This is a genomic window from Arthrobacter tumbae, from assembly GCF_016907495.1.
In the GTDB taxonomy this organism is placed as follows: domain Bacteria; phylum Actinomycetota; class Actinomycetes; order Actinomycetales; family Micrococcaceae; genus Arthrobacter_D; species Arthrobacter_D tumbae.
Map to the genome: position 1 here is coordinate 3,583,103 of NZ_JAFBCC010000001.1, position 24,909 is coordinate 3,608,011.

Below are 24,909 nucleotides of genomic sequence, written 5' to 3' on the forward strand. Positions count from 1 at the left end.
CCTCACAGGACGGCCTTTAAAGGGTTGGGCTGCGCGTTCAAAACTACCACAGGCACCCCTGCCGCCTATCCTGTGGGGATGAGTATGAACCCTGGGCGACCCTACTCCGAAACGCATCGGGAGCCACGGCAGGAGGCACCGCCGCCGCTGGGCATGTGGCAGCAGGTGAGCCCGGGGCCGCCGGTCCCACCCCCTGCCCACCGTCCCATCGGATTAGTTCCACCCGGCAGGAAGCGCTCCAGCCCGGCGGGCGCTGCCGTCGTCAATGGCTTGCTGCTCATTTTTGCTGCCCTCGTCCTTGGTGGAGTTGCGGTGCTGGTGACACTGCAGCTGGGGACGGCTGCATTGGTTCTCTGTGCCGCCCTTGCGCTGGTTCCGCTGGCAATCTGTCTGGCCGGCATCCGCTGGGTGGACCGGTGGGACCCGGAACCGCGGGGAGCCCTGACCTTCGCATTCCTGTGGGGAGCCGGGATGTCAGTAGCCGTCACGCTACTGCTCGGCCCCACCGTCACGGCGCTTCTGAGCGCAGGGCTCGACGGAGCCAGCCCCGACGTCGTCGGTCCGGTCTTCCAGGCGCCGCTGGTGGAAGAAGCAGCCAAGGGCCTCGGCGTACTGATTCTTGCGCTCTCCAGACGCAGCCACTTCGACGGCCCGGTGGACGGAATTGTCTACGCCGGAACGGTGGCGGCCGGCTTCGCGTTCACCGAGAACGTCCTCTACTTCGGGGCGGCGCTCACTGATCCTGCAGGACTCGGCGGACTCGTCACGGTATTCGTGATGCGGGGACTGTTCTCCCCGTTCGCCCACGTCATGTTCAGCGGCGCGCTGGGACTGGTCCTCGGAATGGCGGTCGCGAAGGGCCGCGGAAAAAGCCGGCTTGCTGGTGCCTTCCTCCTCGGCCTTCTTCCCTCCATTGCGGGCCACATGCTGTGGAACGGCGGACTGCTCGTCCTGTTCAACGACTTCTTCTCGTTCTATTTCCTGGTTCAGGTGCCGCTGTTCCTCGTGGTGATCGCGGTAGTCCTGGGGTTGCGCCGCGCTGAACGGGCAGTCACCTATCAGCGACTGGCGGAATACTCCGGCGCCGGTTGGCTCACCAACCAGGAGCTGGAGATGGTGGCGGCTCCACGAGGTCGCTCATCGGCGATCGCGTGGGCGCGCGGCGTCGGGGCAGGTGCTGGCATGAAGCAGTTCATCAGCACCGGCGTCCGCCTGGCCTTTGTGCGCCAGCGGCTCCGTGCCGGCCACGCCACCGCGTTCGATCCTCAACTTGAGGTCCGTCTCCTGCACGAACTGGACGCGGCCCGCCGCCGGATCATCACCGCAGCGTCCGCGCGCCGGGTCTGAATTCCCGGCGCGCCAGCAGGCATAGGCAGCTGGAACTACGCCAGCAGTGTGGGTTTGAGCTGCTGGAGCCTGCCCAGCAGGCCGTTGATGAAGGTAGGTGACTCGTCGGTCGACAACATGGTTGCCAGCTGCACTGCCTCGCTGACCGCAACGGTGTCCGGCACATCCTCGTTGTACAACAGCTCCCAGGTACCGACCCTGAGGATCATGCGGTCCACTGCCGGCATGCGATCGAGCGTCCAACCCTGCGAGTACGTGCCAAGGAACTCATCGATCTGCGTGCCGTGTGCCATCACGCCCTCGATGATCTCCACTGAGTACTCATTGATGACGGTATCCGTCTTCTCGCGGCGTGCCTGCAGTGCTTCCAGGGGGGACACGGACCTCTGCTCGGCCTCGAACAGGATATCCATGGCCCGGCGCCGTGCCTTGCTGCGGGCGCTCACTCGTTGACGCGTCCCAGGTACTCACCGGAGCGGGTGTCGACCTTCACCTTGGTGCCGGTTTCCAGGAAAAGCGGCACCTGGATCTCATACCCGGTCTCAACGGTGGCGGGCTTGGTGCCGCCGGTCGAACGATCGCCCTGCAGGCCACGTTCCGTGTAGGTGATTTCAAGGACGACGGACGGCGGCAGCTCAAGATAGAGCGGCGACCCTTCGTGCATCGCGATGGTGGCCATCTGGCTTTCGAGCATGAAATTCTCTGCGTTGCCCACCGTTGCGCCGGGGACCGTGATCTGGTCATAGTCCGTCGTGTCCATGAACACGAAGTCGTCGCCGTCCTTATACAGGTACTGGTAATCGCGGCGGTCCACGGTGGCAGTCTCGATCTTGAGCCCGGCATTGAACGTCTTGTCGACAACCTTGCCTGACAGGATGTTGCGAAGCTTGGTGCGGACAAACGCACCGCCCTTGCCCGGCTTCACGTGCTGGAACTCAAGCACGTTCCAGAGGTTTCCCTCCAGCTTGAGAACGGTGCCGTTCTTGATGTCATTCGTGGTAGCCACGGAATCTCTTTCGTCGATTGACTGATGTTTGGCTTACGTCGCAGCAGGCGCAGCACAGGACTGCTCAGGATCTGCCCGCCAAAAGACCGAAGACCAGTCTACCCTGCCTGCGGTAACCGGGATCAGGACGCAATCTCCTGGTAGGCGGCGAAGAGAAGTGACGTGTCCGGAACCTCAAGGATCCCCGGCCGGGCGACGTCGTCGAGCACCACGAAGCGCAGCAGATCACCGCGTGCCTTTTTGTCGCGTCGCATGCCGTCCAGGAGCGCTGCCCAGCGGTCCCGCCGGTAGGTGACGGGAAGACCAAGGGTTTCCAGGATCGAGCGGTGTCTGTCAGCAGTGGCATCGTCCAGCCGCCCAACCATCCGGGACAGTTCCGCCGCGAAGACGAGGCCTACGGAAACGGCGGCACCGTGCCGCCAGGAGTAGCGTTCCGCCAGTTCAATTGCGTGCGCCAGCGTGTGCCCGTAGTTCAGGAACTCGCGCCGGCCGGACTCCTTGAGGTCCTCGGAAACAACAGCAGCCTTCACGGCGATTGAACGTTCGACGAGTTCGCGTACGGCGCCGCTGGTTGGATCCTTGACCGCTTCAGGATTGGACTCGACCAACTCGAGTATGCGGGGGTCAGCGATGAATCCGCATTTCACAACCTCGGCCATGCCGGTGATCAGTTCATTGGCCGGAAGTGTCTGAAGGGTGTCCAAATCGGCCAGCACTCCCGCCGGAGGATGGAAGGAACCGACCAGGTTCTTGCCCTCGGCCGTGTTGATCCCGGTTTTGCCGCCAACGGCGGCATCCACCATGCCGAGCAGGGTGGTAGGCAGATGCACCACCTTGACTCCCCGCAGCCAGGTCGCGGCAACGAAACCGGCGACGTCGGTGACTGCTCCTCCACCGACGGCGACGATGGCGTCGGATCGCGTGAAATCGTTCTGACCCAGCACCTGCCAGCAAAACGCCGCCACCTGGATGTGCTTGCCTTCTTCGGCGTCAGGAATCTCCGCTGTGACCGCTGTGAATCCTTCTCCGGCAAGCTGCTCCCGCACGGTGTCTCCCGTGGATCGCAGGGCGCGGGGGTGAACCACCAGGACGCGTCGGACCCGCTCGCCGAGCAGCGGAGAGAGCCGGTCCAGCAGGCCGTGCCCGACGACGACATCGTAATTCTCTGCCGCGGAACTTCCCGTGACGCGGATGGCAGTAGGTTCAGCGGTCATGGCCGTTGGTCCTTATCTTCAGTCTTGAGGTGGTGGCGCAGGTGCATGTCGAGACGGTCAGCCACTGTTTCTTCAGAAGCATTCCGTGTGTCCACCACCGCGTCCGCCAAAGCTTCGTAGAGAGGACGGCGCTCCTGCTCGAGCCGTGCCCAGGTCTCGACGGGATCGCGTGCCAGTAACGGCCTGCCGGTGTCCCCGGCGAGTCGCGGCATTACGGTGGAAAGGTCGGCGTCGAGGAAGACCACGAAAGCTGATTCAAGAAGCCGCCGTGTCCCTTCGTTGAGGACCGCTCCTCCCCCGAGCGAGATGACTGTGCCTGGTTCCACCGCCGTAAAGACCTCGGACACGATGCCGGCCTCGAGTTGCCGGAAGCCCGGTTCGCCGACATCAGCAAAGATCGCGGGAATCGGGCCATGGCGGTCGACGATCGCTGTGTCCGTATCGACGAACCGCCAGCCGTGCCGAGAAGCGATCCGCCGTCCGACGGTCGATTTCCCGGTGGCCATGAGTCCGATGAGTACCAGCGGTTTACGGGCCGCCGGCAGCATCAGGGCGCGACCGATTTCAGGGGCATCGGGATGTTCTCCAGATATGACTCGAGGTTGCGCTTCGTCTCCCCCACCGAATCACCGCCGAACTTCTCCGTTACCGCTTCTGCGAGGACCAGGGCAACCATGGCTTCGGCGACCACTCCTGCCGCAGGCACAGCACACACATCGGAGCGCTGGTGGTGCGCTTTGGCGGCGTCGCCGGTACTCACGTCAATTGTTTGGAGGGCCCGCGGAACCGTTGCGATGGGTTTCATCGCTGCACGCACGCGCAGGACGTCGCCGATGCTCATGCCGCCCTCAATCCCGCCGGCCCGGTTGGTTGTGCGCCCGATCCGCCCGGATTGCTCTCGGACGATCTCATCATGCGCTGCTGAGCCGCGGCGCCGGGCGGTCTCAAAGCCGTCCCCCACCTCGACACCCTTGATGGCCTGGATGCCCATCAGTGCGCCCGCGAGGCGGGCGTCGAGCCGGCGATCCCAGTGGACATAGCTTCCCAGTCCAGGTGGGAGACCGTAGGCGAGCACCTCGACGACCCCGCCCAGGGTCTCGCCCTCCTTGTGGGCGGCGTCGACTTCGGCCACCATTGCGGTTGACGTTTCGCGGTCAAAGCACCGCAACGGGTCTTCATCCAGGGCAAGGACGTCGCGTGGACCAGGCAGGTCGGATCCTTCCGGAACGGCGACAGAAGCCACGGCGACGGTGTGGCTGACGAGCTCGATACCGAGGGCCGACAGGAATCCGGCTGCAACGGTGCCGAGCGCTACGCGCGCGGCTGTTTCCCTTGCGCTGGCGCGTTCCAGCACCGGCCTGGCCTCATCGAAGCCGTACTTCTGCATACCGGTGAAGTCCGCGTGGCCGGGCCGGGGCCTGGTCAGCGGCGCGTTACGCGCGGAGTCCCGCAAGATTCCGGCATCCACCGGATCGGCGGACATGACCTGTTCCCACTTGGGCCATTCGGTGTTTCCTACCTCGATTGCTACCGGACCGCCCTGGGTCGATCCGTGGCGTACTCCCCCGATGATCCGAACCTCGTCCTGTTCGAACTTCATCCGGGCGCCGCGCCCGTAGCCGAGCCGGCGGCGAGCCAGAGCCGCCTGGATGGCCTCGCTGGTGACCTCCACGCCAGCAGGCATTCCTTCGATAATTCCGACAAGAGCAGGGCCGTGGGATTCCCCGGCCGTCAACCAACGCAACATACAACTATCCTGCCACGGCCCAAGGGCGCCGCTAGCGCCGGGGAGCACCCACCGCGTCACACATCACATTTATGACAGCCGACTCCTCGCGGAAGATGTCGCCGGCGAAGAGTTTTACCTGTTCCACAGCCTGGTACAGGAGCATTTCCAGGCCGGGAACAATGACGCCGCCAAGCGATGACCAGGCCTGAGCCAGGTCACTGGGCCAGGGATCGTAGGCCACGTCAAGGAGCACCCGTGGCCCGAAATGCCGCCGCAGCCGGGGCTCGCCACGGGCTGCTGCCGCAACCAGTGCGCCGGCCAGCTCATCCGCACCGTGTGGCGGGAGTGTCGAAATCACCAGCGACGAGCCGCTGGATAGTCCTGCGGCTGCGCCGAACTCGTTGAGTTCCACGGAAATGCCGAGCCGGTGACCGAGTTCGGCCAGGGGCTCCGCCTTCTGCGGTGATCTCACGCAGACGTGAACCCGCTCGGCACCCATCCGTGCCAGGGCAGCGAGAGCCGCGGAGGCCGTGCCGCCTCCACCAAGCACCACGGCCTGCTTGGGGGATCCGGCGCCGGCGTGGCGAACTGCCCGGACAATCCCTTCGATGTCGGTGTTATAGCCAACCAGACGCCGCTGTTCGCCCTCTCCCCCGGCGCAAACAGTGTTGATCACTCCGAGTGCCGCAACACTGGGACCGAGTTCGTCCATGAGCGCCAGGGAGGCTGCCTTGTGGGGCATGGTGACGGACAGGCCGCGCCAGGCGGCGTCTGCCCTGACCTGCGCCACTCTGTCCTCCAGCGAAGCGGGCGAAGTGTCGAGTGCCGTGTAGCTGCAGTCAAAACCCAGGAAGGCGTAGGCGGCGCGGTGCAGGAGGGGGGATTTTGAATGTGCGATGGGATGACCGATAACGCCGGCCCGGTAGCGGGCCGGCGTGTGATCGGGAACCACCTATTCGCACCTTCCGACGTTGTCGGCGCACCACGCCTGGTACTCCGCGACATACCGTGCATGTTCGGCAAGCGTTTCCGAGAATTTGGTTTCTCCGGAGTCAAGGTTGACGGTTACCCAGTAGTAGTACGGCACATCGGCAGGATTGACCGCCGCCTCGATCGCTTCCGCGCTCGGAGAACCGATGGGGCCGACAGGAAGCCCCTCATTGGCGTACGTGTTGTACGGGTTGGAAGTGTCCGCTTTTTCCTCGGGCGTCAGGTTGTAGCTTTTGCGGTCGAGCCCGTAGGTGACGGTCGCATCCGACTGGATCAGACCGTTTGTCTCCGTGTTATTGGGTCCCAGTCGGTTCATGATGGCACCGGCCACCTGCGCGTAATCCGCCTGACCGGCCTCGGCCTGCACAATGCTCGCAATAGTGAGGATGCGGTATTGCTCTGCGGGATCCGTGACCCCCGCCTCCTCAAGCGCAGCATTGGTATTGTCCACCATCTCCTGAATGACCTCGGTGGCCGTGACGTCAAGGTCGAAACGGTACTCGCCGGGATAGAGGTAACCCTCCAGGCTGGGGGACTGCTCCGGAATGCCGAACTGTGTCGGATCCTCCGCAAGCGCCGCGAACTCTTCACGCGGAATGCCTGTCGACTCAGACAGGATGTCGAAGACCTCGTTCTGTCTCAGATCCCGGGCGACGGCGGCGTAGTGCACCTTCGCATCAGCGTCGGCGAGCAGCGCCCTGGCCGCTTCCTCGGAACTCATCTGGTACTTCAGTTCGTAGTCGCCGGGCTGAATGACACGGCCGTCCGCAACGGAGGAAAGGGCGTTGAGGAACTCGTCCGAACTCGCAACGATGTCCTGTTGCTCCAGACCATTGCCGACAAGCAGCGGCCCAGCGCCTGCGTCGACCGTGAAAGTCACCGACCCGGTTCCCGGACCGGCGTAATCAGTGACTTCCCCTACGCCAAGGAGGCTCCTGAGGAACATTGCGACGGCAACCACTACTCCAACGAATCCGAGCACAACGATCAGCATGACGATCGTTCTGCGCCTCCGGCGGCGCTGGCGCGCTTTGGAAGGCCGGCGGTTGCGGCGGGACGGAAGATCAGCTTCGAAGAACTGCTCGACCGGCTCAGGGTGCACGGGATAGTGCTCCTCGTAGTGATCGTCCGGATGCTGCTCGGCTCCGTGATCGGCTGCTGGGAAAGGAGGATGACGATGGCTCACTGCTCCTCTTTCCTCCCACTGTGGGTTTGCGAAATGTCTAACTCCTCAGATGAGACCGACGGCGATTCAAGACTCCGCCGCCGATCCTGAACGACCGGCTCCCCCACATCCCGCTCAAGGTTGCGTTGCATGTCTATGGCATGTTGGAGGATCTCCACGGCTGCCACCTGATCTACTACCTTACGGTGTTGGCGACTGTTCAAGCCAGCCTGCCGAAGCGATCTATGGGCCGAAACGGAGGAGAGCCGCTCGTCGATCAGTCGCACCGGCACATCGACACGAGCTTCGGAGAGCATGTCCGCGAGGGTTGCCGCGTAGCTGCGTGCCATGGCTGTAGATGCGGATTCGGTCCCGCTCAGGTTGCGGGGCAACCCGACAAATACTTCAACGGCTGCCAGCTCCACAATGTTCCTGAGCAGCAGGCGGAGGTCCCTGTTCTTCCGGATGTCCCGGTTGAGTGTGCAGACCGGCGTGGCGATGAGACCGTCCCTGTCACTGACCGCAACACCGACGCGAACCATGCCGACGTCCACGCCGATCTTGACGCCGCGCGGGTACTCTCCGGAAGACACGATGGAAAGACTCCTGCTACCGGTTCACCACGGCGGAGCGGATGGATTCCAGCGCTGCACCCACTCTGGCCGGATCCGCTCCGCCGCCCTGGGCCATGTCGTCCTTGCCGCCGCCGCCGCCGCCGAGAATACCCGCAGCGGTACGGACCAGTGCACCGGCCTTGACGCCTGCCGCCCGTGCTTCCTCATTGGTGACCACGAGAACCACCGGACGGTCCTTGCTCACGCCGGCCACAGCAACTGCGGCGGCGCCCGGGCCGAGACGGCCTCGAAGGTCGAGCGCCAGATTGCGGAGGTCATCCGCGCTGCCGACAGCTCCGGCGTCGTGGGTGATCAGGCGCACGCCTGCACTGTCCTGGGCGGTAGCGACGAGAGAGGCAGCAGCGTTCGACAGCTGTTCCTTCCTCAGCCGCTCAAGTTCCTTCTCGGCCGCCTTGAGGCGGTTCAACGTGGCGCCGAGGCGTTCCGGCAACTGCGGAGAGGGTACCTTCAGCATCTCCGACAGCTCGGTGACAAGGGCGCGCTCGGCGGCAGCGTGCCGGAAAGCGTCCATGCCGACGAGTGCCTCGACACGGCGGTTGCCGGAACCCACAGACTGGTCACCGAGCAGCGTCAACGTACCGATCAGCGACGTCGATTCGACGTGGGTGCCGCCGCACAGCTCGCGTGACCACTCACCATCGATCTCGACGACACGTACCCGGTCTCCGTACGCCTCCCCGAACAGCGCTGTCGCGCCAAGTGCCTTGGCTTCATCGAGGCCCATCACCTTCGTTTCGACAGTGTGGTTGCTGCGGATGGCGAGGTTCGAGACTTCTTCGATCTCAGACCTGGCCGCGGTGCTGATGCCCTCCCCCCAGGAGAAGTCGAACCGCAGGTAACCGGCTTTGTTGAACGAACCGCGCTGCAGCGCGTCAGGGCCGAGGATCTGGTGGAGCGCGGCGTGGACGATATGCGTTCCCGAGTGCGCTTGCTCACCTGCGTGGCGACGCTGACGGTCGACGGCGGCGGTCACGGGCGCACCCTGGGTGACTTCGCCCTCGCGTACCAGCGCACGGTGAACGCTCAGGCCCTTGATGGGCCTCTGGACATCGGTGACCTCGACGGTGAAGCCGTTTCCGGTGATCAAACCTACGTCCGCGGCCTGCCCACCTGCCTCGGCGTAGAACGGAGTGCGGTCAAGGATCAGTTCGATGTCCTCGCCCTGACGCGCCGCGGGAACTGACGCCCCGTTGCTGATGATGCCCCGCACCACAGCCTCACTCGTCAGCTCGTCATAACCGGTGAAAACGGTCTCACCAGTAGTGAGCAGCTCGTTGAAAACCGTCATGTCGGCGTGCCCGGCCTTCTTGCCGCGGGCATCAGCCTGGGCGCGCTGGCGCTGCTCGAGCATCAGTGCGCGGAACCCCTCGGCGTCGACCTTAACGCCGGCTTCCTCCGCCATTTCGAGGGTGAGATCGATGGGGAACCCGTAGGTGTCGTGCAGGCTGAACGCATCTTCGCCGGACAGGTCGCGCCCGGCGCCCTTCGATTCACGGACGGCTTCCTCAAGGCGGGCCGTCCCGGAGGCGATGGTGCGCAGGAACGCCTTCTCTTCGGCATAGGCGATCCGGCTGGTGCGTTCGAAATCGCGTGCGACCTCAGGGTAGACACCCTTCATGGCGTCCCGGGAGACGGGCAGGAGGTCCGGCAGGCAGGCCTTCTCGACACCCAGCAGGCGCATGGCTCTCACGGCGCGGCGTATCAGCCGCCGAAGGACGTAGCCCCTGCCCTCGTTGGACGGCGTCACACCATCGGTGATCAGCATGAGAGCTGAGCGGATGTGGTCGGCCACGACACGCATCCGCACGTCGTCCTGATGGTGCGGATCCTCATCGGACTCCGCGCTGGTGTATTCGCGGCCGGACAGTTCCGCTGCCTTGTCAAGGACAGGGCGCACCTGGTCGGTCTCGTACATGTTCTCCACGCCCTGCAGCACCATCGCCAGGCGTTCCAGGCCGAGGCCTGTGTCGATGTTCTTCTGCGGCAGTTCGCCGGCGATGTCAAAGTCTTCCTTGCTTCGCACAGCCGAAAGCCGGTATTGCATGAACACGAGGTTCCAGATTTCGATGTAACGGTCTTCGTCAGCCTCCGGTCCGCCGTCCCTTCCGTACTCAGGTCCACGGTCGTAGAAGATTTCGGAGCAGGGTCCGCCGGGACCGGGCTGGCCGGTGTTCCAGTAGTTGTCCTTCTTGCCCATCTTCTGGATGCGCTCGGCCGGGAAGCCCACTTCGTCCCGCCAGATGGCGAGGGCTTCGTCGTCGTCCTGGTACACCGTGACCCACAGCCGGTCAGCAGCCAATCCGAAGCCGCCGTCTTCCACGCTGCTCGTCAGGAGGTCCCATGCCATCCGGATGGCGTTCTGCTTGAAGTAGTCGCCGAAGGAGAAGTTTCCGCACATCTGGAAGAACGTGCCGTGCCTGGCGGTCTTGCCGACTTCTTCGATGTCCGCAGTGCGGATGCACTTCTGGATGCTCGTCGCGCGGCTGTAGGGAGGTACCTCACGTGCAGTCAGGTAGGGAATGAACGGAACCATGCCTGCGACGGTGAACAGCAGCGACGGGTCGCTGGACACCAAGGAGGCCGACGGCACGCGCGTGTGCCCCTGCCGTTCGAAGTAGTCAAGCCAGCGACGGGCGATCTCTTGGGACTTCATGGGGATCCTTCGGTGTTGCGCGCGGACGGGGCGCAGCGGCGGTTTCGAGTATGTCAGGGCTCAGGAACGGTGCTCGGCGTCGATGCCCAGGGCAGCACGCAGGTCGGTCTCGCGCTCCTGCATCCCCTGGCGGAACACGTCGGCGAAATCGGCGACGGTGTCCGTCATTTGCGCGACCGCGCGGTTCAGTCCCTCGGGGCCGACAGCCGACTTCATCGCAGATACCTTACGTACCGCTACGACACCGATGGCGGCGCCTGCCGCGAGCCAGAAAACCCTCTTGATCATCAAGAATTCCTCATCTGTTATGCGTGCGTCTTGTGCGTGAGCAATAGGTCAGCGACTACGACGGCGGGAGGCCGGCTTCCGTCTGGAGGCGAGCGCACTGCGCACCCCGTAGGAGAACGCAGCCACCTTGATGAGCGGGGATCCCACCGTGGCTGCGACCAGCGACGAAAGCGCGGAGATATTGGCGGAGGCATCCGACACGTTGGAGGTGATCCCGTCAACGTTCTTCAACTGCTGGTGGGTTGTCGACACGGTGCTGGTGACTTCGTCGATGAGCGGCGTGGTGCCCTCACTCACAGACCGGATGGCCTGGCGAAGCTCATCAAAGACTTTGCCGAGCTTCCACACCGGAATAGCAAGCAGCGCGACCAGGACCGCAAAAACTCCGGCGGCAATCAGCCCGGCGATATCTCCACCTGACATTCGTGAACAACTCCTTAGTCTTCGCGCAGAGCGGGCGACCGCCCGCGATTCCCCATTTACCTTACCTACTCAAGAGCCCGCGGCGTGCGCCGCGGGCTCTTGGGTAACTGATGTTCAGTTGTACTGCCGAAACGCCGGATTCGGCGTTGGATCAGCGGGCGTAGTATTCCACCACGAGCTGCTCTTCACAGGTCACAGGGACCTCGGAGCGCTTGGGGCGCCGAACCAGGCGGGCCTGCAGCTTCTCAATCTGAACGTCGAGGTACGCGGGGACTGCCGGAAGCACATCGCGGTGAGCACCTGCTGCGGCAACCTGCAGCGGAACCATGGTCTCGCTGCGGCTGTGCACGTGGATGAGCTGACCTTCCTTGACGCGGAAAGACGGACGGTCCACGCGTGCACCGTCAACCATGATGTGGCGGTGAACCACGAGCTGGCGTGCCTGGGCGCTGGTGCGGGCGAAACCGGCTCGCAGCACAAGTGCGTCAAGGCGCATTTCGAGCAGTTCGATCAGGTTCTCACCGGTCAGGCCGGCTGTACGGCGGGCCTCTTCGAAGACGCGGGCCATCTGCGCTTCGCGGATACCGTACTGTGCGCGCAGACGCTGCTTTTCGCGCAGGCGTACTGCGTAGTCGCTGTCCTGCTTACGACGGGAGCGGCCGTGCTGACCCGGTGCGTACGGACGACGCTCCAGGTACTTCTCGGCCTTCGGGGTCAGAGCAATGCCGAGGGCCCGCGAGATGCGGACCTTGCGGCGGGCACGTGTGTTGTTAGCCACGTCTACCTTTCACTGTTTTGCGGCGAAGCAGCTCACGACGGCGAACGCCATGGGCTCTTTGGTGTCGCTGGCCTCCACGTTCGGAGAGCCGGAAGGGGCCGCTTTCCGGTACTACAGTCCGCAGGTTCTCACCGCTGCTGCTGCCTGCGTGACCTGAAAGAATTCAGACCTGCGGGTGGCGGGCATGGATGAGCCGCGACTTGCCAGTCAACGCACTATCCTAGCAGTGCTCAGCGGTTCCGAATAATGGCGCGGAGCTTCTCCAGCCGCGCTGAGACTGTCCGTTCGGTACCCCGGTCAGTGGGAACGTAGTAGTCGGTGCCTACGAGGTCATCCGGCGCGTACTGCTGGCTCGCGATTCCGTGAGGTTCGTCGTGGGAATAGACGTACCCTTTTCCGTGGCCCAGTTGCCGTGCGCCGGGATAGTGGGCATCACGAAGGTGCGCGGGTATGCCCTGTCCCTTCCCAGCCCGTACGTCCGCAATGGCCCGATTGATTCCGTTGTACGCGGCGTTTGACTTCGGTGCGGTGGCAATATGCACCACAGCTTCCGCAAGGATGATGCGGCCCTCCGGCATTCCAATCAACTGGACCGCCTGTGCCGCTGCAACCGCCGTCTGAAGCGCAGTGGGATCTGCCATCCCGACGTCCTCGGCGGCGGAGATCATCAGTCTGCGTGCCACGAAGCGGGGATCTTCGCCGGATTCCAGCATGCGGGCCAGGTAGTGCAGCGCAGCATCCACATCTGACCCGCGCAGGGATTTGATGAACGCGCTGACCACGTCATAGTGCTGGTCCCCCGCGCGGTCATAGCGCAAGGCAGCGACGTCTACGGCTTTCTCGGCATGCTGGAGCGTGATGCGAACAGGTCCGGGCTGGGCTCCGTCGTCGCCCTCTTCCTCTTTCCGGTCTCCATCCTCGGCCGCCGCCGGTTCCATTTGCGCGGAGTGCGCGACGCCGGCAGCGGCCTCAAGTGCCGTCAGTCCCCGCCGGGCATCGCCGGCCGCAAGCCTCACCAGATGAGCAAGCGCGTCGTCGTCGAGCACGACTTCTCCGGCCAGGCCGCGCGGGTCCTCCACCGCGCGCTGCAGCAATGAACTGATGTCGTCTTCAGTGAGTGGCTTCAGCGTCTGCAGGAGGGAACGGGACAGCAGCGGGGAGACCACCGAGAAAGACGGGTTCTCCGTAGTGGCAGCGATGAGCACCACCCAGCCGTTCTCGACGCCCGGCAACAGCGCATCCTGCTGCGCCTTGTTGAAGCGGTGGATCTCGTCCAGGAAAAGAACCGTGGTGATGCGGTGCAGGTCCCGGTTGGACAGCGCTTCATCCATCACCCGGCGGACGTCCTTGACGCCCGCCGTAATAGCGGACAGCTCGACGAATTTGCGGCCCGGACCGCGCGCAATCACGTGGGCCAGGGTGGTTTTTCCTGTTCCCGGCGGCCCCCAGAGGATGACGGACGTCGGAGCTCCTGTACGCGCGGCAGGCTCCCCTGCAGCCAGCGTCCGTAGCGGTGATCCCACGCCCAGCAGATGCTGCTGCCCGACCACCTCATCGACCGTTCGCGGACGCATGCGCACCGGCAATGGACTGCGGGGCCGGTTGCGCGCCGTTCCCGGAGCGGCCGCCGGCTCGTCATACCCGTCGGAGTCGAGGCTGAATAGGTCGTTCACAGTGCCAAGGCTACTGTGAACCTCTGACACTCAATGCCCAGGGTCCGGAGGACGCGACGTGCAGGACAAACGTTCGGTGCTGGTCCCGCCCGAGCGGCTGGCCGGCTGGGTGGAGCGCTTCGGCGAGCGCAACGGTGCCTTCTCCACAGAACATGCCGCCGGCGTGTCCGGCGTTGTGACGCTGCGGGCCGCAAATGGCTGCACAGCCGAGATCGCCGCTCCCCTGGCCGTTCTCAGCAGGGATGAGGTCTTCAGCGAACCGGTGCCGTGTGAGCCGGAGCGTGCGGTTGAGACACTGATCCGGTATTCGTCCGTTCCAGTCACCGTGGGGTTGCTCCTGATACGGCGCGGCGGCTACGGCGTTGGACTTGCCAGGGAAGGAGCCCTTATCGCTTCGAAGAACGGTACACGCTATGTGCAGTCCCGAACCGCTGCGGGCGGCTGGTCCCAGCAGAGGTTCGCCCGGCGAAGGGCCAACCAGGCGGATGCTCTGGTCGAAACGGCAGCCGAACGGGCGGCTGCCCTGTTCGGTGTGGACAGACCGTCCTGCCTGCAGCCGGGCGGAGACGCCACACTCTTCTCGGAGTGCCTTGCACACGAGAAGCTGGCCGCCTACCGTGCGCTCCCCCGCCTGCCGCTCCTGCCCGTTCCCGACCCGCGCCAGGACGTGCTCCGCCAGGCGGCCGCCAACACGCGGTCCTTGCGTATCAGCCTGACCGGCATACCCATGACCTGATTCTTGCCGCCTGCCGATTCTCGGTCAGGACGCTGCCCGGCGGAGCCCGGCGATGGCTTCTGCCGGATCGTCGGCACCATAAACCGAGGACCCGGCAACGAAAACCGTGGCGCCGGCCTCAGCCGCGCGGACGATGGTCTCCGCTGTGATACCTCCGTCGACCTGGATGACGAGCGGCAGGTCTGCGCCGCGGATTGCCTCTGCCGCCCGCCTGATCTTGGGCAGCGTCACATCAAGGAAGGACTGTCCCCCGAAGCCGGGTTCCACTGTCATGATGAGCAGCATGTCCAGTTCGCCAAGCATGTCCAGATAGGGCTCGACGGCGGTAGCAGGGCGCAGAGCCATACCTGCCCGTGTGCCTGTGGAGCGCAATTCCCGTGCCAGGCGGATCGGTGCCTGAGCCGCCTCGGCATGGAATGTCACTGAAGCGGCACCGACGGCAGCGTACTCGGGGGCCCAGCGGTCGGCGTCGTCAATCATGAGGTGCACGTCCAGCGGGACGGGGCTCACCGCCTGAATCCGCTTCACTACCGGAAGCCCGAGCGTGAGGTTCGGAACAAAGCTGTTGTCCATGACGTCCACGTGAACGGCGTCCGCGGTCGCGATACGTCCGAGTTCGGACTGCAGGTTGACGAAGTCCGCCGACAGGATGCTTGGGTGAATGCAGCAGGTTCGCATGCTCGACCTTTCTTTGAGGGTGGGACCTTCGGGAATCGGAAGCTAGATTGCCCGTCGAATCAGGGCGAGGAACATTGCATCGGTACCGTGGACGTGCGGCCACAACTGCGCTGTCATATCGTGGCCGGCCCGGAGGGAACCGCCCTTGCTCACCCCATCCAATGCCTGGCCCGCATCCATAAGGAAGAAGTCATCCCTGCCGCGCAGGCTGTCCTGAACGACGGCTGTTGTTTCTGCCGGATGAGGTGAACAGGTGACATAGGCCACCACGCCGCCCGGACGAACGGTGTCCAGGGCCTCCGAGAGCAGGTTCCGCTGCAGGGGTCCCAGTTCGGCGAGATCAGAGGGTTGGCGGCGCCAGCGGGCCTCGGGCCTGCGGCGAAGAGCACCCAGCCCTGTGCACGGCGCGTCGACGAGAATGCGGTTGAATCCATCCGGGTAGGCACCGCCGATGCTGCGCCCGTCACCCACGCGCACGCTCCACACGGCCGGATCCACTGCGGCAAGGGCCTGCTGGACGAGCGCTGCACGGTGTTCGGCTGGTTCGTTGGCTACCAGCGTGTAACCGCGCTGGGCGGCGATCGCCGCAAGCAGGGCCGACTTGCCACCGGGACCGGCACACAGATCAAGCCACCTTTCACCGTCTTCCGGCGACTGATCAAGCTCGACGGCGGCGAGCGCACGTGCGACCAGCTGGGATCCGGCGTCCTGCACCCTGACCCGCCCGGACCGGACTGATTCAAGCCGGCCGACGTCACCAGCGGCGAACAGCGCTGAGTCCTCCACCAGCTCGCCGGCGCGGGCACCGGCTACGAGGGCTTCGTCGAGGTCTCCGATACCCGGCAGCGCAATCAGGTTGACGACCGGGGCCGCGTTGTCTGCTGCCAACAGGTCATCGATCTCGACGACGGAGCGCCCGTGATTCACGAGGCTTTGCCGCATGGTGCGGACAATCCATTCCGGGTGGCTGTGGCGCAGTGAACTCACGCGGACCGGGTCGTCGATCCCCTCCGTCAGCACATCGAGCCACTCGGCGAAGGACCTGCGGGAAACTTTCCGAAGCACGGCGTTGATGAGGGAGGACGGTCCGGCGCCGATGACGGCCCTGGCCAGCCCTACCGTCTGGTCAAGGGCAGCGTGGGGTGGCACGCGCATGGCCATCAGCTGGTGTACGCCGAGTCGCAGCGCATCGAGGACTGCCGGGTCAAGCTGGGCAAGCGGACGATCAACGCACAGCGAGAGGATGGCGTCATAGGTGCCCTGGCCCCGGAGCGCCCCGTAAGCCAATTCGGTGGCGAACCCTGCATCCTGGCGGCCAAGGCGATGTTTGCGGATACTGCTCGGCAGCACAAGGTTCGCGTAGGCGTCATCGGCCGCGACGGCCCGAAGAACCTCGTAGGCGACCAGGCGGGCGGGGTCCGCACGCCTGGTTCGTTCTCCCGGCGCCGTAGCGGAGAATCTACGCTCGCCTGACCTGTTGCGCTCGCGCCCCCGCACGTTGCGGCGTGATTCTCCGGGGCGGTGTTCAGGTGTCATTCGAAAATCAGATCCTCTCGGCGCGATCCGCGGAACCATTCGGCAGCGGGAAGCATGGTGCGGCCTGAAGGCTGAACCTGCGTCAGCTGCACTGCGTGTGAACCGGTCCCCACGAGCACCGCTCCGTCCCTTTCACGAACAACTCCGGAAAGGATCTCCTCCACGTCGGGACGAAGGAGAACCGCTCCAAGCTTGACGCGCTGTCCGGCCAGCAGGGTCCATGCGCCGGGTTCGGGTGTCACACCGCTGATCCGGCGCTTGATTGCGAGGGCCGGATCAGCCCAACGGACTCTTCCGTCTGCACTTGAGAGCTTGGGCGCAAGTGACACCTCTCCCCGTTGGGGAACTGGGACGGCGCGCCCTTGCTCGATGGCGGCGAGGGTCTGGGAAAGAAGTACAGCGCCGCTTTCGGACAGGCGTTCCAACAGGGTGCCGCTTGTGTCCTCCTGGCGCACCGGCTCCGTCACGGTTCCGAAGACCGGTCCGGTGTCCAGGCCTTCCTCAAGAAGAAACGTGGATGCCCCGGAGATGTCATCCCCGTTGATCAGGGCGTGCTGGACGGGCGCCGCACCGCGCCACGCGGGGAGCAGGGAGAAATGGAGGTTGATCCAGCCAAACCGGGGCAGCTGGAGCGCGGCGGGCGGAACGAGGCCGCCATAGGCGACGATCGCCGCCGCATCCAGGTGCAGCTCCGCCAGGCGCGCAACGACCGACTGGTCGATACGGTTGGCCTTGATGATTTCCAGTCCGGCGTCGGTTGCAGCCTGGGCCACGGGACTCGGCATCAGGACTTTCTTCCGCCCCACGTGGGCATCCGCACGGGTGAGGACGGCGACCACTTCATGGCCGGCATGACGGAGTTCGTTCAACGACGGCACTGCAACCCGGGGCGTTCCGGCAAAGAGAATCCTCATGCCCTGCTTCCCTGGCTGCCTGGCAGGGAAGCTCCGACACCGAACGCTGATCCAACGTTGGTTGACCGCTTGGTAACGGTTTCCAGGGTGACATCGCTGTACCTGGCGTTCCGGATAGCGCGCATGGCGGAGCGGCGGTCCTCGCCCTGCAGGCGGTCAATGTAGAGACGCCCGTCGAGATGATCGGTTTCATGCTGGAAACAGCGCGCGAGCATCCCCGTGGCGTCCAGCTGCACCGGTTGTCCGGTGGCATCGAACCCTTGCAGCTGGACCTCGTCTGCACGCGGAAGGGCGAACCCGATGCCCGGCACAGAGAGGCAACCCTCCTGATCGTCGGCCTGCACTCCGCCGGAAACTGTCAACCGCGGATTGATCACGTGGCCTTCTTCCCCGTCAACCGCATACGTGAAGACCCGTAACCCCACACCAACCTGGGGCGCCGCCAACCCTGCACCATCAACGCTGTGCATGGTCTCCACCATGTTCTGCACCAGCCGCGCCAGGTCCGGCCCGTAGTCGGTTACCTCCACAGCAGAAGTGCGCAGCACGGGATCACCGATCATCCTGATACTCAGAACCGCCATCCGGTTGAACATCCTCATCTTTGCGTTGGGGAATTTGTCTGCGACGCCTGGACGGGACTGGCGAGCTGTCGACCACGCCTTCCGTCCGGAATGCTTGGTCAATTCTAGGACAGACGGGCGGCTCAACCCTCCATCGAGTGCGCTGGAACTCCGCCCCGATCTGCGTCGTCGCGACCCACGCCCTCGGGTTGACTCGCGGTGTTGTCCCTGCCGGCTGAGCCCTCCGGCCGGCTGGTGGCAGCCCGATCTGCAGCAGCCCGCGGCGGAGGCGGCACGGTCAGGAGGGGGCGGCCGGCACTGGCAGCATTGCCGCCGGCTTCCCATGCTCGCCGCAGGGCGCAGAACTTGAACCAGTGCTCCTTGAGGACATCCGGATTGGCCCGATGCGCGCGGACTTCGGTCTGGCCGATCGCCACACCCAGCAGAACGGGATCCTTCCCGTATTTCCAGGGTTCCCAGGTGCCTGCATGCGGGTCCACCAACGATTCCTGTGCCTTCATGCCCGCAGCGAGCTGCATGACTACCTTCTCGTCCAGCGGCTTCACCATGCCATCACGATCGGTGGCACGGGTCTTGAAATCGATGATGCAGAGGCGTCCGGCGATCGTGGCCACCAGATCGAGGGTTCCGGCATAGCCCAATTCGGAGTTCCAGACGGTGATCTCGGGTGCTATCGGCTTCACCTGGTAAAGATCCCACCACTCGTCGAATCGGGCAGCGAAGGCATCCTCCCCATGCTGGGCCAGATCCGTTCGGGCCTCGTCGAGGCGGTGGGGCCGTCCGAGGTCCCGGAGAGCAACCTGCTCGCAGTAGTAGTGGACCCGCGTTCCGCGCCGCGCAGCATCATCCCGGTAACGCTCGGCCGCCTTCGAAGCGTCCTTGATGACAGCCCGCATCTCGCTTGCGTTGCCCAGCGAAGAGGCCAGGCGCGGATCCTGTGCAAGGGCACTCGCGGCCATATATCCGAACCAGCCATCAAGAGAGGAACTCTGTGCCTGTGAGATGACGGTGGTGATCGAAGGGACCAGTGGTGGATCCGTCACGGATCTGGAATACATTCGCCCGCGTTCTGTGGCGTGTGCGAGGAGCGGCTCGGTCATGCAACAAGTGTGTCACCCCGGTCTGACAACTCTGCGCCGTGCACACTTCCGCACCTTGGCAATGGTGTTCGTATACCGTAGAACTGCACGTCGCAGGGCCAGGCGCTCCGCAGGCCACTCAATTGGACGAAGCCCGGTTCCTCCGATATTGTTTTTATTCGTTGGAAGGACGCTGGAGGCCGTGGGGTAACCCATCAAAGCCACGGCGATTCTCTGCGGACGTAGCTCAGCTGGCTAGAGCACCACCTTGCCAAGGTGGATGTCGCGGGTTCGAATCCCGTCGTCCGCTCGCAAGGCACTGTATTCGCTGGCTCCGGCTGGTGATCCCGTTTCGGCGGGTCATGGTGGGGTGGCCGAGTGGCTAGGCAGCGGCCTGCAAAGCCGTATACGCGGGTTCGAATCCCGTCCCCACCTCCATACGGTGAATTGCAAGACCTGGGCGATTGGCGCAGCGGTAGCGCGCTTCCCTGACACGGAAGAGGTCACTGGTTCGATCCCAGTATCGCCCACACAGGGCGCCTCCATGAGAGGCGCTTTTTCGCGGACGTAGCTCAGCTGGCTAGAGCACCACCTTGCCAAGGTGGATGTCGCGGGTTCGAATCCCGTCGTCCGCTCTCATCAGCACATCAGCAGGCTCCCTCCTCATGGAGGGAGCCTGCTTTGTTTACTCCGGTGCGAACCGGTCAGTGAAGGACCTTCAAGCCGATTACGCACCCGACTATCCCGAGGACCAGCAGAACCTTCAGCAGCGAGGCAGCCTCGCCGTCGAAAATCATCGCATAGGTGACCGTCAGGGCTGCCCCGATGCCCACCCATACCGCATAGGACGTTCCGGTTGGCAACGTTCGCATGGCCCACGCAAGACCAGCCATGCTCAGCACCAGCCCGACGGCAAAGATAACCGTCGGCCACAATCTGCTGAATCCCTCAGACTTCCCAAGCGCAGTAGCCCATACGGCCTCAAGCACTCCTGACACAACCAATACAAACCACGCCATGGTCCGTTCGCTCCTCCAGCGCCGTCTTGTCACTGGCCGGGTACGGCGCACCTCGTCCGGGTGCCTGCTTGGCCACCCTAGATTTGCACACTGCCGCACGCGCAGCAAGAAAATTCATGCTCAGGGCGAAAGCTGAAACCCTTGGCCGCGTCCTATCCGCTCCTTATGATTGTGGGAGTGGGTGGAACAACAGGTTCCACGGGAAAGAAGGGAGGTGTCTGTGTCTGTATTTGACGGGCTCAAAGGCAGGGCCGGAGAGTTGAAGGGCAAGGCAGCCGGACTTGTGGGCGAGAACTCAGGGAAGATCCAGGATGGCATCGGGCACGCTGGCGGCTTCATCGACAGCAAGACCGGTGGCAAGTACTCCGACAAGATCACCTCGGTCCAGTCCAAGGCCTCCTCGATGGTCGACAACGTCGACGGTCAGGACGGCGCCCGGCCGGCTGGGTCACCCAACACTTCGGCCTGACAGCAGCCTTTAGCACGACAAGAAGGCGTCGACCCTGCCGAGAGGCAGTGTCGACGCCTTTGTCGTCGTCCCGGAAACCTTCCGGTCCGGCTCAGCTGCCTGCTTCGCCGCCCTGACGCGCCAGGGCAGTCAGACGGGAAACCGCGCGATAGTACTTCTTCATGTAGCCACCGGACATCATCTCCTGGGTGAAGAGTTCACTCAGCGGCACACCACTCGCGAGGATCGGCACATCGCGGTCATACAGGCGGTCAGCCAGCACGACGAACCGCAGCGCGACCGCCTGCTCGGTGATGGTGTCCACCCCGTGCCAGGCAACGGCGTCGATTCCGTCGATGAGTTGCCGGTACCGGCTGGGATGAACCCCCGCCAGGTGCTTGATGAGGTCGCCGAAGTTGTCTTCGGCAACGGTGACGTCGTCCGGCAAGTGCCGCGCCTGCCGGCGCACCTGCTGTTCCGTCAGTGGTGCCGGGGCTTCCGGGAGTCCACGGTGGCGGTAATCCTCGCCATCGATCCGGACGACGTCGAACTGGTCCGAAAGGACCTGAATCTCCCGCTGGAAGTCAACGGCCGCAAACCGGCCGTCCCCCAGGGAACCAGGCAGCGTGTTTGACGTTGCTGCGAGTTTCACTCCAGCATCCGCCAGCTCCCGCATCAGCCGTGACATCAACACTGTGTCACCCGGGTCATCCAGCTCGAACTCGTCGATGCAGACGAGCTGGTACGTGCTCAACGCATCCACTGTGCGCCTGAAAGACAGGGCACCGACCAGATTCGTGTACTCCACGAAGGTTCCGAAAGCCTTCTTGCCTTCGGTGGCGTGCCAGAGGGAAGCAAGGAGGTGGGTTTTGCCCACTCCGAACCCACCGTCGAGATAGATGCCCGCGCGGCTCTCCTCGCGCTTCGCCCCGAAGAATTTGCGAAGGCCGCTTGGCTTGGGAGTGTTCACGGCTGCGGCGAAGTGGCGGAGCGCCTTGACTGCTGCGGCCTGCGACGGCTGCCCCGGATCCGGTCGATAGGAGTCAAAGGATACGGCCCCGAAGCGCTGCGACGGGAAAAAATTGTCCAGCAGTTCATCCACAGATACCCGCGGTGATCGTTGGGTCAGGTGCTCAATGGTGGCCACAGATGAGTGCGTCTTTCGTCGGCAATCTAAGGAGCAGGCTATTCGCAGCCGTGCTACGCAAGGATACGCCAGCAGCGTCTGATTTATATGGCGCCCTGTGACCTGCCCGGAAGTAATCGGTAGAACCCGTGGTTAGGCTAGATAGGAAAGAGCTATCGCCAATGCAGGAAGGCTCCAACGGATGAGTGTCGCAACAGATTCGAATGAGAAGTTTGACCAGTACGCCCACCCCGAGCGCCTGGTCTCAACCCAGTGGCTTGCGGAGAACCTCGGAACGCCGGGGCTCGTGGTTGTCGAATCGGATGAGGACGTGCTCCTTTATGAGACAGGCCACATTGAAGGGGCCGTGAAAGTCGACTGGCATACGGACCTGAATGATGAGGTTACCCGCGACTATGTCGATGGCGAAGGTTTTGCCCGCCTGATGTCTGCCAAGGGCATCTCCCGGGACAGCACGATCGTCATCTACGGTGACAAATCGAACTGGTGGGCCGCCTACGCATTGTGGGTCTTCAGTTTGTTCGGACACGAGGACGTGCGCCTGCTCGACGGCGGACGCGACAAGTGGATTGCGGAGGGTCGCACCCTCACCACGGACGTGCCGCAGCCCGAAGCAACTGAATATCCCGTGGTCGAGCGCGATGACGCTCCCATCCGGGCGTACCTGACGGATGTTCTGGGTCACTTCGGTAACCCGCTGATCGATGTCAGGTCCGCTGATGAGTACACCGGCGCACGCACCCACATGCCTGCATATCCGGAAGAAGGCGCTTTGCGCGGCGGGCATATTCCATCAGCGGTGTCCGTGCCGTGGGCACGTGCCGCTGCCGAGGACGGAACTTTCCGCACACGCGATGAACTCGACGCGATCTACCGCGGCGAGGCAGGGTTGAGCGAAGGGGACGACGTCGTTGCCTACTGCCGTATCGGTGAGCGTTCCAGCCATACCTGGTTTGTCCTTCAACACCTCCTCGGCTTCGAGAATGTGCGCAACTACGACGGGTCATGGACAGAGTGGGGCAACGTAGTACGTGTACCGATCGTTAAAGGCTCGGAACCCGGTGTGGCACCGGTTCCCGCCTGGCAGCGATAGATCAACCCAAGCGCCCCGGGCACGGTCCCGGGGCAATCGTGAGGATGACAGTGGAGACAAGCGCATTACCCCAACAGCTCGCCGAGATCGTGGACGATTTCCAGGCACTGTCCGAACCGGACCGGCTCCAGTTGCTCCTTGAGTTCTCCCGGGGACTGCCTCCGCTGCCGGAACGATTCACTGACCATCCCGAGCTTCTGGAGCAGGTAGTGGAATGTCAGAGCCCGCTCTTTTTGACACTCGACATTGCCGACGACGCGGAGAAGTCAGTGTCCCTGTTCTTCTCTGCGCCTCAGGAAGCGCCCACTACCCGTGGTTTCGCCGGCGTGCTGCAGGAAGGCCTGGGCGGTCTGCCTGCAGCACAGATCCTCGCTGTCCCTGATGACGTCCCTGAACAGCTTGGCCTCACGCGTGCCATCACGCCGTTGCGTATGCGCGGCATGGCAGCGATGCTGGGGCGGATCAAGCGCAAGATCCGGGAATCAGGGGCGGCTTAGCGCCCGCTTCGGTTCCACGCGGCCAAACACCTCGCGCCGGAGCCAGTCAGCTGTCACGGAGTGCCAACGCCCGGGGTCGACGTTCCACTCCTTGGTATGGCGTGCACGGTAGAACCGTTCGAAGGTGACGAAGCCGGGATTGCGTGCGGCCAGCTCAGCGGAGGGTCCTACCGGAACAAACTCGTCATCCTCGCTGTGCAGGATCAGGACGGGGAGGGTCACCTGGTCCGCCCGCGAGACCCAGTCCATGCTTTTCAGATCCACAGGCGTGGACAATCCGGTTACAAACCTTCCGAAGCTGTTCGAGATGAGCCACTGACCGAGCCTGCCGGCCGGTGCGGGGATGCGATTCAGCTCTGCCTGATGGGTGAGGACATTCATCCAGTCGATCACCGGACCGTCAAGCACCAGCGCCCGAATGCGCGAGCGGTACCCGGAGACATCCGCCGCCTGCAGGCAGATGGCGCCTCCCATGGACCAGCCGAACAACACCACGTCGTGTGCTCCGTGGGCGAACGCATAATCCATCGCGGACTCGATGTCCTGCCATTCGGTCATTCCCAGCCCGTACCTGCCGTCCGCAGCGAAGGGGGCCTCGCCGTCGTTGCGGTACGAGACCAGCAGACTGGTCATGCCGAGTTCGCGAGCTGTCCGCACTGCGCGGAGACCTTCGGAGCGCTGCACCCCCCTGCCGTGCACCATGATTGCCCACGTAGCGGCGGGATTCTCTGCACGCACCAGCCAGGCGGGCGCAGAACCCCCGGCGACCGGTACATCCACATGTTCATCGGCGAAGCCAAGGGTAGAGGGCGTGGGGTAGACGGCACCGCTCCACCAGCCGCGGACGGCCGATCTGATGTCGCCTGAGTAGACCGCCTCGACCTCGCGCTGGACGGTTCCCTCCCGTGGCACGAACGAGCGGATCGCTCCTATCCGGGCGTGCCCGCGGCCGCCGTCGAAGTAGAGGCTGTAGGTGCCGTCAACAGTGGTGTCCTCGTTCGCCGGAAGAATCACCTCCATGCCTTCACCCGTCTGAACCACGGCGAGAATCTCGAGGTTCTCGTCCCGTTTCCGCGGAGTAACCACCTCTTTCGCGAAGTGTGCCGCCAGTGCGGAGGTGGCGCCCGCAATGACAGAACTGACGGCGACGCCGGAACCAAGTCCGAGCACTGCCCAACGAAGCCATGGCTGACGGTCTGCTACGGCCGGAGGGGAGCTGAGAGGCATGGCTCTATTCTTGCCCACGCGAACGGCACAGGAGCGGATACCCGCTGCGT

General features: G+C 64.1%; 26 protein-coding genes, 4 tRNA genes and 1 riboswitch. Of the genes, 9 read left to right on the top strand and 21 right to left on the bottom strand.

Annotated elements, in window-relative coordinates:
* Positions 1 to 78: 78 nt before the first annotated feature.
* On the top strand, positions 79 to 1,347 hold the full coding sequence (locus JOD47_RS16840; RefSeq protein ID WP_204536093.1) for a PrsW family intramembrane metalloprotease: 1,269 nt from the start codon (positions 79 to 81) through the stop codon (positions 1,345 to 1,347).
* A 35-nt stretch (positions 1,348 to 1,382) separates the two neighbouring features.
* Here the strand turns inward: JOD47_RS16840 and nusB are convergent, their stop codons facing one another.
* The 13 genes from nusB to JOD47_RS16905 form a co-directional block, all read right to left on the bottom strand.
* Complete coding sequence (gene nusB / locus JOD47_RS16845; RefSeq protein WP_204536095.1) at positions 1,383 to 1,793, bottom strand: transcription antitermination factor NusB; 411 nt, start codon at positions 1,791 to 1,793, stop codon at positions 1,383 to 1,385.
* A complete protein-coding gene (gene efp, locus JOD47_RS16850) occupies positions 1,790 to 2,353 on the bottom strand; it encodes an elongation factor P (RefSeq protein WP_204536097.1) in 564 nt (187 codons plus the stop codon). The genes nusB and efp overlap by 4 nt, the downstream gene beginning before the upstream one ends.
* Positions 2,354 to 2,475: 122 nt before the next feature.
* Complete coding sequence (gene aroB, locus JOD47_RS16855; protein ID WP_204536099.1) at positions 2,476 to 3,567, bottom strand: 3-dehydroquinate synthase; 1,092 nt, start codon at positions 3,565 to 3,567, stop codon at positions 2,476 to 2,478.
* Positions 3,564 to 4,115, bottom strand: coding sequence for a shikimate kinase (locus tag JOD47_RS16860; RefSeq protein WP_204536101.1), 552 nt, complete (start codon positions 4,113 to 4,115; stop codon positions 3,564 to 3,566). Before JOD47_RS16860 ends, aroB begins: the two co-directional genes overlap by 4 nt.
* A complete protein-coding gene (gene aroC / locus JOD47_RS16865; RefSeq protein ID WP_204536103.1) occupies positions 4,115 to 5,314 on the bottom strand; it encodes a chorismate synthase in 1,200 nt (399 codons plus the stop codon). The genes JOD47_RS16860 and aroC overlap by 1 nt, the downstream gene beginning before the upstream one ends.
* Before the next feature lie 31 nt (positions 5,315 to 5,345).
* Positions 5,346 to 6,248 carry a shikimate dehydrogenase family protein gene (locus JOD47_RS16870; protein WP_204536105.1) on the bottom strand — a complete coding sequence of 301 codons (903 nt, stop codon included), beginning with the start codon at positions 6,246 to 6,248 and terminating at the stop codon, positions 5,346 to 5,348.
* Positions 6,249 to 7,472, bottom strand: coding sequence for an endolytic transglycosylase MltG (gene mltG, locus JOD47_RS16875; RefSeq protein ID WP_204536107.1), 1,224 nt, complete (start codon positions 7,470 to 7,472; stop codon positions 6,249 to 6,251).
* On the bottom strand, positions 7,469 to 8,044 hold the full coding sequence (ruvX, locus tag JOD47_RS16880; RefSeq protein WP_204536109.1) for a Holliday junction resolvase RuvX: 576 nt from the start codon (positions 8,042 to 8,044) through the stop codon (positions 7,469 to 7,471). The genes mltG and ruvX overlap by 4 nt, the downstream gene beginning before the upstream one ends.
* A 16-nt stretch (positions 8,045 to 8,060) precedes the next feature.
* Positions 8,061 to 10,739 carry an alanine--tRNA ligase gene (alaS, locus tag JOD47_RS16885; RefSeq protein ID WP_204536111.1) on the bottom strand — a complete coding sequence of 893 codons (2,679 nt, stop codon included), beginning with the start codon at positions 10,737 to 10,739 and terminating at the stop codon, positions 8,061 to 8,063.
* A 60-nt stretch (positions 10,740 to 10,799) separates the two neighbouring features.
* Entirely contained in the window at positions 10,800 to 11,027 is a 228-nt protein-coding gene (locus JOD47_RS16890) for a hypothetical protein (protein WP_204536113.1), read from the bottom strand.
* 48 nt (positions 11,028 to 11,075) lie between these two features.
* Entirely contained in the window at positions 11,076 to 11,450 is a 375-nt protein-coding gene (locus tag JOD47_RS16895; RefSeq protein ID WP_204536115.1) for a DUF948 domain-containing protein, read from the bottom strand.
* Between the two features lie 151 nt (positions 11,451 to 11,601).
* On the bottom strand, positions 11,602 to 12,228 hold the full coding sequence (gene rpsD, locus JOD47_RS16900) for a 30S ribosomal protein S4 (protein WP_056549410.1): 627 nt from the start codon (positions 12,226 to 12,228) through the stop codon (positions 11,602 to 11,604).
* Positions 12,229 to 12,458: 230 nt separating this feature from the next.
* A complete protein-coding gene (locus tag JOD47_RS16905) occupies positions 12,459 to 13,901 on the bottom strand; it encodes a replication-associated recombination protein A (protein WP_307836368.1) in 1,443 nt (480 codons plus the stop codon).
* Positions 13,902 to 13,959: 58 nt separating this feature from the next.
* Between JOD47_RS16905 and JOD47_RS16910 the strand changes: the two genes are divergently transcribed.
* Positions 13,960 to 14,637, top strand: a complete 678-nt coding sequence (locus JOD47_RS16910; protein WP_204536117.1) for an acVLRF1 family peptidyl-tRNA hydrolase — start codon at positions 13,960 to 13,962, stop codon at positions 14,635 to 14,637.
* Between the two features lie 24 nt (positions 14,638 to 14,661).
* Here JOD47_RS16910 and rpe read toward each other — a convergent pair whose 3' ends face one another.
* The 5 genes from rpe to JOD47_RS16935 all read right to left on the bottom strand — a co-directional run bounded on the left by rpe (position 14,662) and on the right by JOD47_RS16935 (position 19,449).
* Positions 14,662 to 15,315, bottom strand: coding sequence for a ribulose-phosphate 3-epimerase (gene rpe, locus JOD47_RS16915; protein WP_204536119.1), 654 nt, complete (start codon positions 15,313 to 15,315; stop codon positions 14,662 to 14,664).
* 42 nt (positions 15,316 to 15,357) lie between these two features.
* On the bottom strand, positions 15,358 to 16,851 hold the full coding sequence (locus tag JOD47_RS16920; RefSeq protein WP_239548147.1) for an RsmB/NOP family class I SAM-dependent RNA methyltransferase: 1,494 nt from the start codon (positions 16,849 to 16,851) through the stop codon (positions 15,358 to 15,360).
* On the bottom strand, positions 16,848 to 17,765 hold the full coding sequence (gene fmt, locus JOD47_RS16925) for a methionyl-tRNA formyltransferase (protein WP_204536123.1): 918 nt from the start codon (positions 17,763 to 17,765) through the stop codon (positions 16,848 to 16,850). Before fmt ends, JOD47_RS16920 begins: the two co-directional genes overlap by 4 nt.
* Positions 17,762 to 18,349 carry a peptide deformylase gene (gene def / locus JOD47_RS16930; protein ID WP_204536125.1) on the bottom strand — a complete coding sequence of 196 codons (588 nt, stop codon included), beginning with the start codon at positions 18,347 to 18,349 and terminating at the stop codon, positions 17,762 to 17,764. The genes fmt and def overlap by 4 nt, the downstream gene beginning before the upstream one ends.
* 122 nt (positions 18,350 to 18,471) lie before the next feature.
* Positions 18,472 to 19,449 carry a cytochrome gene (locus JOD47_RS16935; protein WP_239548148.1) on the bottom strand — a complete coding sequence of 326 codons (978 nt, stop codon included), beginning with the start codon at positions 19,447 to 19,449 and terminating at the stop codon, positions 18,472 to 18,474.
* Between the two features lie 215 nt (positions 19,450 to 19,664).
* On the opposite strand from JOD47_RS16935, the gene JOD47_RS16940 reads away from it, so the two are divergent.
* The 4 genes from JOD47_RS16940 to JOD47_RS16955 all read left to right on the top strand — a co-directional run bounded on the left by JOD47_RS16940 (position 19,665) and on the right by JOD47_RS16955 (position 20,063).
* Positions 19,665 to 19,738 (top strand) — tRNA-Gly (locus JOD47_RS16940).
* A 54-nt stretch (positions 19,739 to 19,792) separates the two neighbouring features.
* Positions 19,793 to 19,866, top strand: a tRNA-Cys gene (locus tag JOD47_RS16945).
* A gap of 20 nt (positions 19,867 to 19,886) precedes the next feature.
* A tRNA-Val gene (locus JOD47_RS16950) sits at positions 19,887 to 19,958 on the top strand.
* A gap of 31 nt (positions 19,959 to 19,989) precedes the next feature.
* A tRNA-Gly gene (locus tag JOD47_RS16955) sits at positions 19,990 to 20,063 on the top strand.
* 69 nt (positions 20,064 to 20,132) lie between these two features.
* Here the strand turns inward: JOD47_RS16955 and JOD47_RS16960 are convergent.
* On the bottom strand, positions 20,133 to 20,447 hold the full coding sequence (locus JOD47_RS16960) for a DMT family transporter (protein WP_204536127.1): 315 nt from the start codon (positions 20,445 to 20,447) through the stop codon (positions 20,133 to 20,135).
* Positions 20,448 to 20,462: 15 nt separating this feature from the next.
* Positions 20,463 to 20,525: riboswitch (guanidine-III (ykkC-III) riboswitch) on the bottom strand.
* A 142-nt stretch (positions 20,526 to 20,667) separates the two neighbouring features.
* Between JOD47_RS16960 and JOD47_RS16965 the strand changes: the two genes are divergently transcribed.
* The gene (locus JOD47_RS16965) at positions 20,668 to 20,916 is read left to right on the top strand and encodes an antitoxin (RefSeq protein WP_204536129.1); all 249 of its coding nucleotides are present in this window, start codon (positions 20,668 to 20,670) and stop codon (positions 20,914 to 20,916) included.
* 91 nt (positions 20,917 to 21,007) lie between these two features.
* On the opposite strand, the gene zapE is transcribed toward JOD47_RS16965, so the two are convergent.
* On the bottom strand, positions 21,008 to 22,042 hold the full coding sequence (gene zapE, locus JOD47_RS16970) for a cell division protein ZapE (RefSeq protein ID WP_204536132.1): 1,035 nt from the start codon (positions 22,040 to 22,042) through the stop codon (positions 21,008 to 21,010).
* A gap of 181 nt (positions 22,043 to 22,223) precedes the next feature.
* On the opposite strand from zapE, the gene JOD47_RS16975 reads away from it, so the two are divergent.
* Both JOD47_RS16975 and JOD47_RS16980 read left to right on the top strand, forming a co-directional pair.
* The gene (locus tag JOD47_RS16975) at positions 22,224 to 23,135 is read left to right on the top strand and encodes a sulfurtransferase (protein WP_204536134.1); all 912 of its coding nucleotides are present in this window, start codon (positions 22,224 to 22,226) and stop codon (positions 23,133 to 23,135) included.
* Between the two features lie 50 nt (positions 23,136 to 23,185).
* Complete coding sequence (locus tag JOD47_RS16980) at positions 23,186 to 23,632, top strand: SufE family protein (protein ID WP_307836369.1); 447 nt, start codon at positions 23,186 to 23,188, stop codon at positions 23,630 to 23,632.
* On the opposite strand, the gene JOD47_RS16985 is transcribed toward JOD47_RS16980, so the two are convergent.
* A complete protein-coding gene (locus JOD47_RS16985; protein ID WP_204536138.1) occupies positions 23,618 to 24,859 on the bottom strand; it encodes an alpha/beta hydrolase family protein in 1,242 nt (413 codons plus the stop codon). The two genes, JOD47_RS16980 and JOD47_RS16985, sit on opposite strands and share 15 nt — an antisense overlap.
* Between the last annotated feature and the right edge of the window lie 50 nt (positions 24,860 to 24,909).

What these genes read in the sequence shown, in the direction of transcription:
- JOD47_RS16840 (WP_204536093.1), top strand. Translation starts at nt 79, where the DNA reads ATGAGTATGAACCCTGGGCGACCCTACTCCGAAACGCATCGGGAGCCA.
- aroB (WP_204536099.1), bottom strand. Translation starts at nt 3,567, where the DNA reads ATGACCGCTGAACCTACTGCCATCCGCGTCACGGGAAGTTCCGCGGCA.
- JOD47_RS16860 (WP_204536101.1), bottom strand. Translation starts at nt 4,115, where the DNA reads ATGCTGCCGGCGGCCCGTAAACCGCTGGTACTCATCGGACTCATGGCC.
- aroC (WP_204536103.1), bottom strand. Translation starts at nt 5,314, where the DNA reads ATGTTGCGTTGGTTGACGGCCGGGGAATCCCACGGCCCTGCTCTTGTC.
- alaS (WP_204536111.1), bottom strand. Translation starts at nt 10,739, where the DNA reads ATGAAGTCCCAAGAGATCGCCCGTCGCTGGCTTGACTACTTCGAACGG.
- JOD47_RS16890 (WP_204536113.1), bottom strand. Translation starts at nt 11,027, where the DNA reads ATGATCAAGAGGGTTTTCTGGCTCGCGGCAGGCGCCGCCATCGGTGTC.
- JOD47_RS16895 (WP_204536115.1), bottom strand. Translation starts at nt 11,450, where the DNA reads ATGTCAGGTGGAGATATCGCCGGGCTGATTGCCGCCGGAGTTTTTGCG.
- rpe (WP_204536119.1), bottom strand. Translation starts at nt 15,315, where the DNA reads ATGCGAACCTGCTGCATTCACCCAAGCATCCTGTCGGCGGACTTCGTC.
- JOD47_RS16920 (WP_239548147.1), bottom strand. Translation starts at nt 16,851, where the DNA reads ATGACACCTGAACACCGCCCCGGAGAATCACGCCGCAACGTGCGGGGG.
- fmt (WP_204536123.1), bottom strand. Translation starts at nt 17,765, where the DNA reads ATGAGGATTCTCTTTGCCGGAACGCCCCGGGTTGCAGTGCCGTCGTTG.
- def (WP_204536125.1), bottom strand. Translation starts at nt 18,349, where the DNA reads ATGGCGGTTCTGAGTATCAGGATGATCGGTGATCCCGTGCTGCGCACT.
- JOD47_RS16935 (WP_239548148.1), bottom strand. Translation starts at nt 19,449, where the DNA reads ATGACCGAGCCGCTCCTCGCACACGCCACAGAACGCGGGCGAATGTAT.
- JOD47_RS16960 (WP_204536127.1), bottom strand. Translation starts at nt 20,447, where the DNA reads ATGGCGTGGTTTGTATTGGTTGTGTCAGGAGTGCTTGAGGCCGTATGG.
- JOD47_RS16975 (WP_204536134.1), top strand. Translation starts at nt 22,224, where the DNA reads ATGAGTGTCGCAACAGATTCGAATGAGAAGTTTGACCAGTACGCCCAC.
- JOD47_RS16985 (WP_204536138.1), bottom strand. Translation starts at nt 24,859, where the DNA reads ATGCCTCTCAGCTCCCCTCCGGCCGTAGCAGACCGTCAGCCATGGCTT.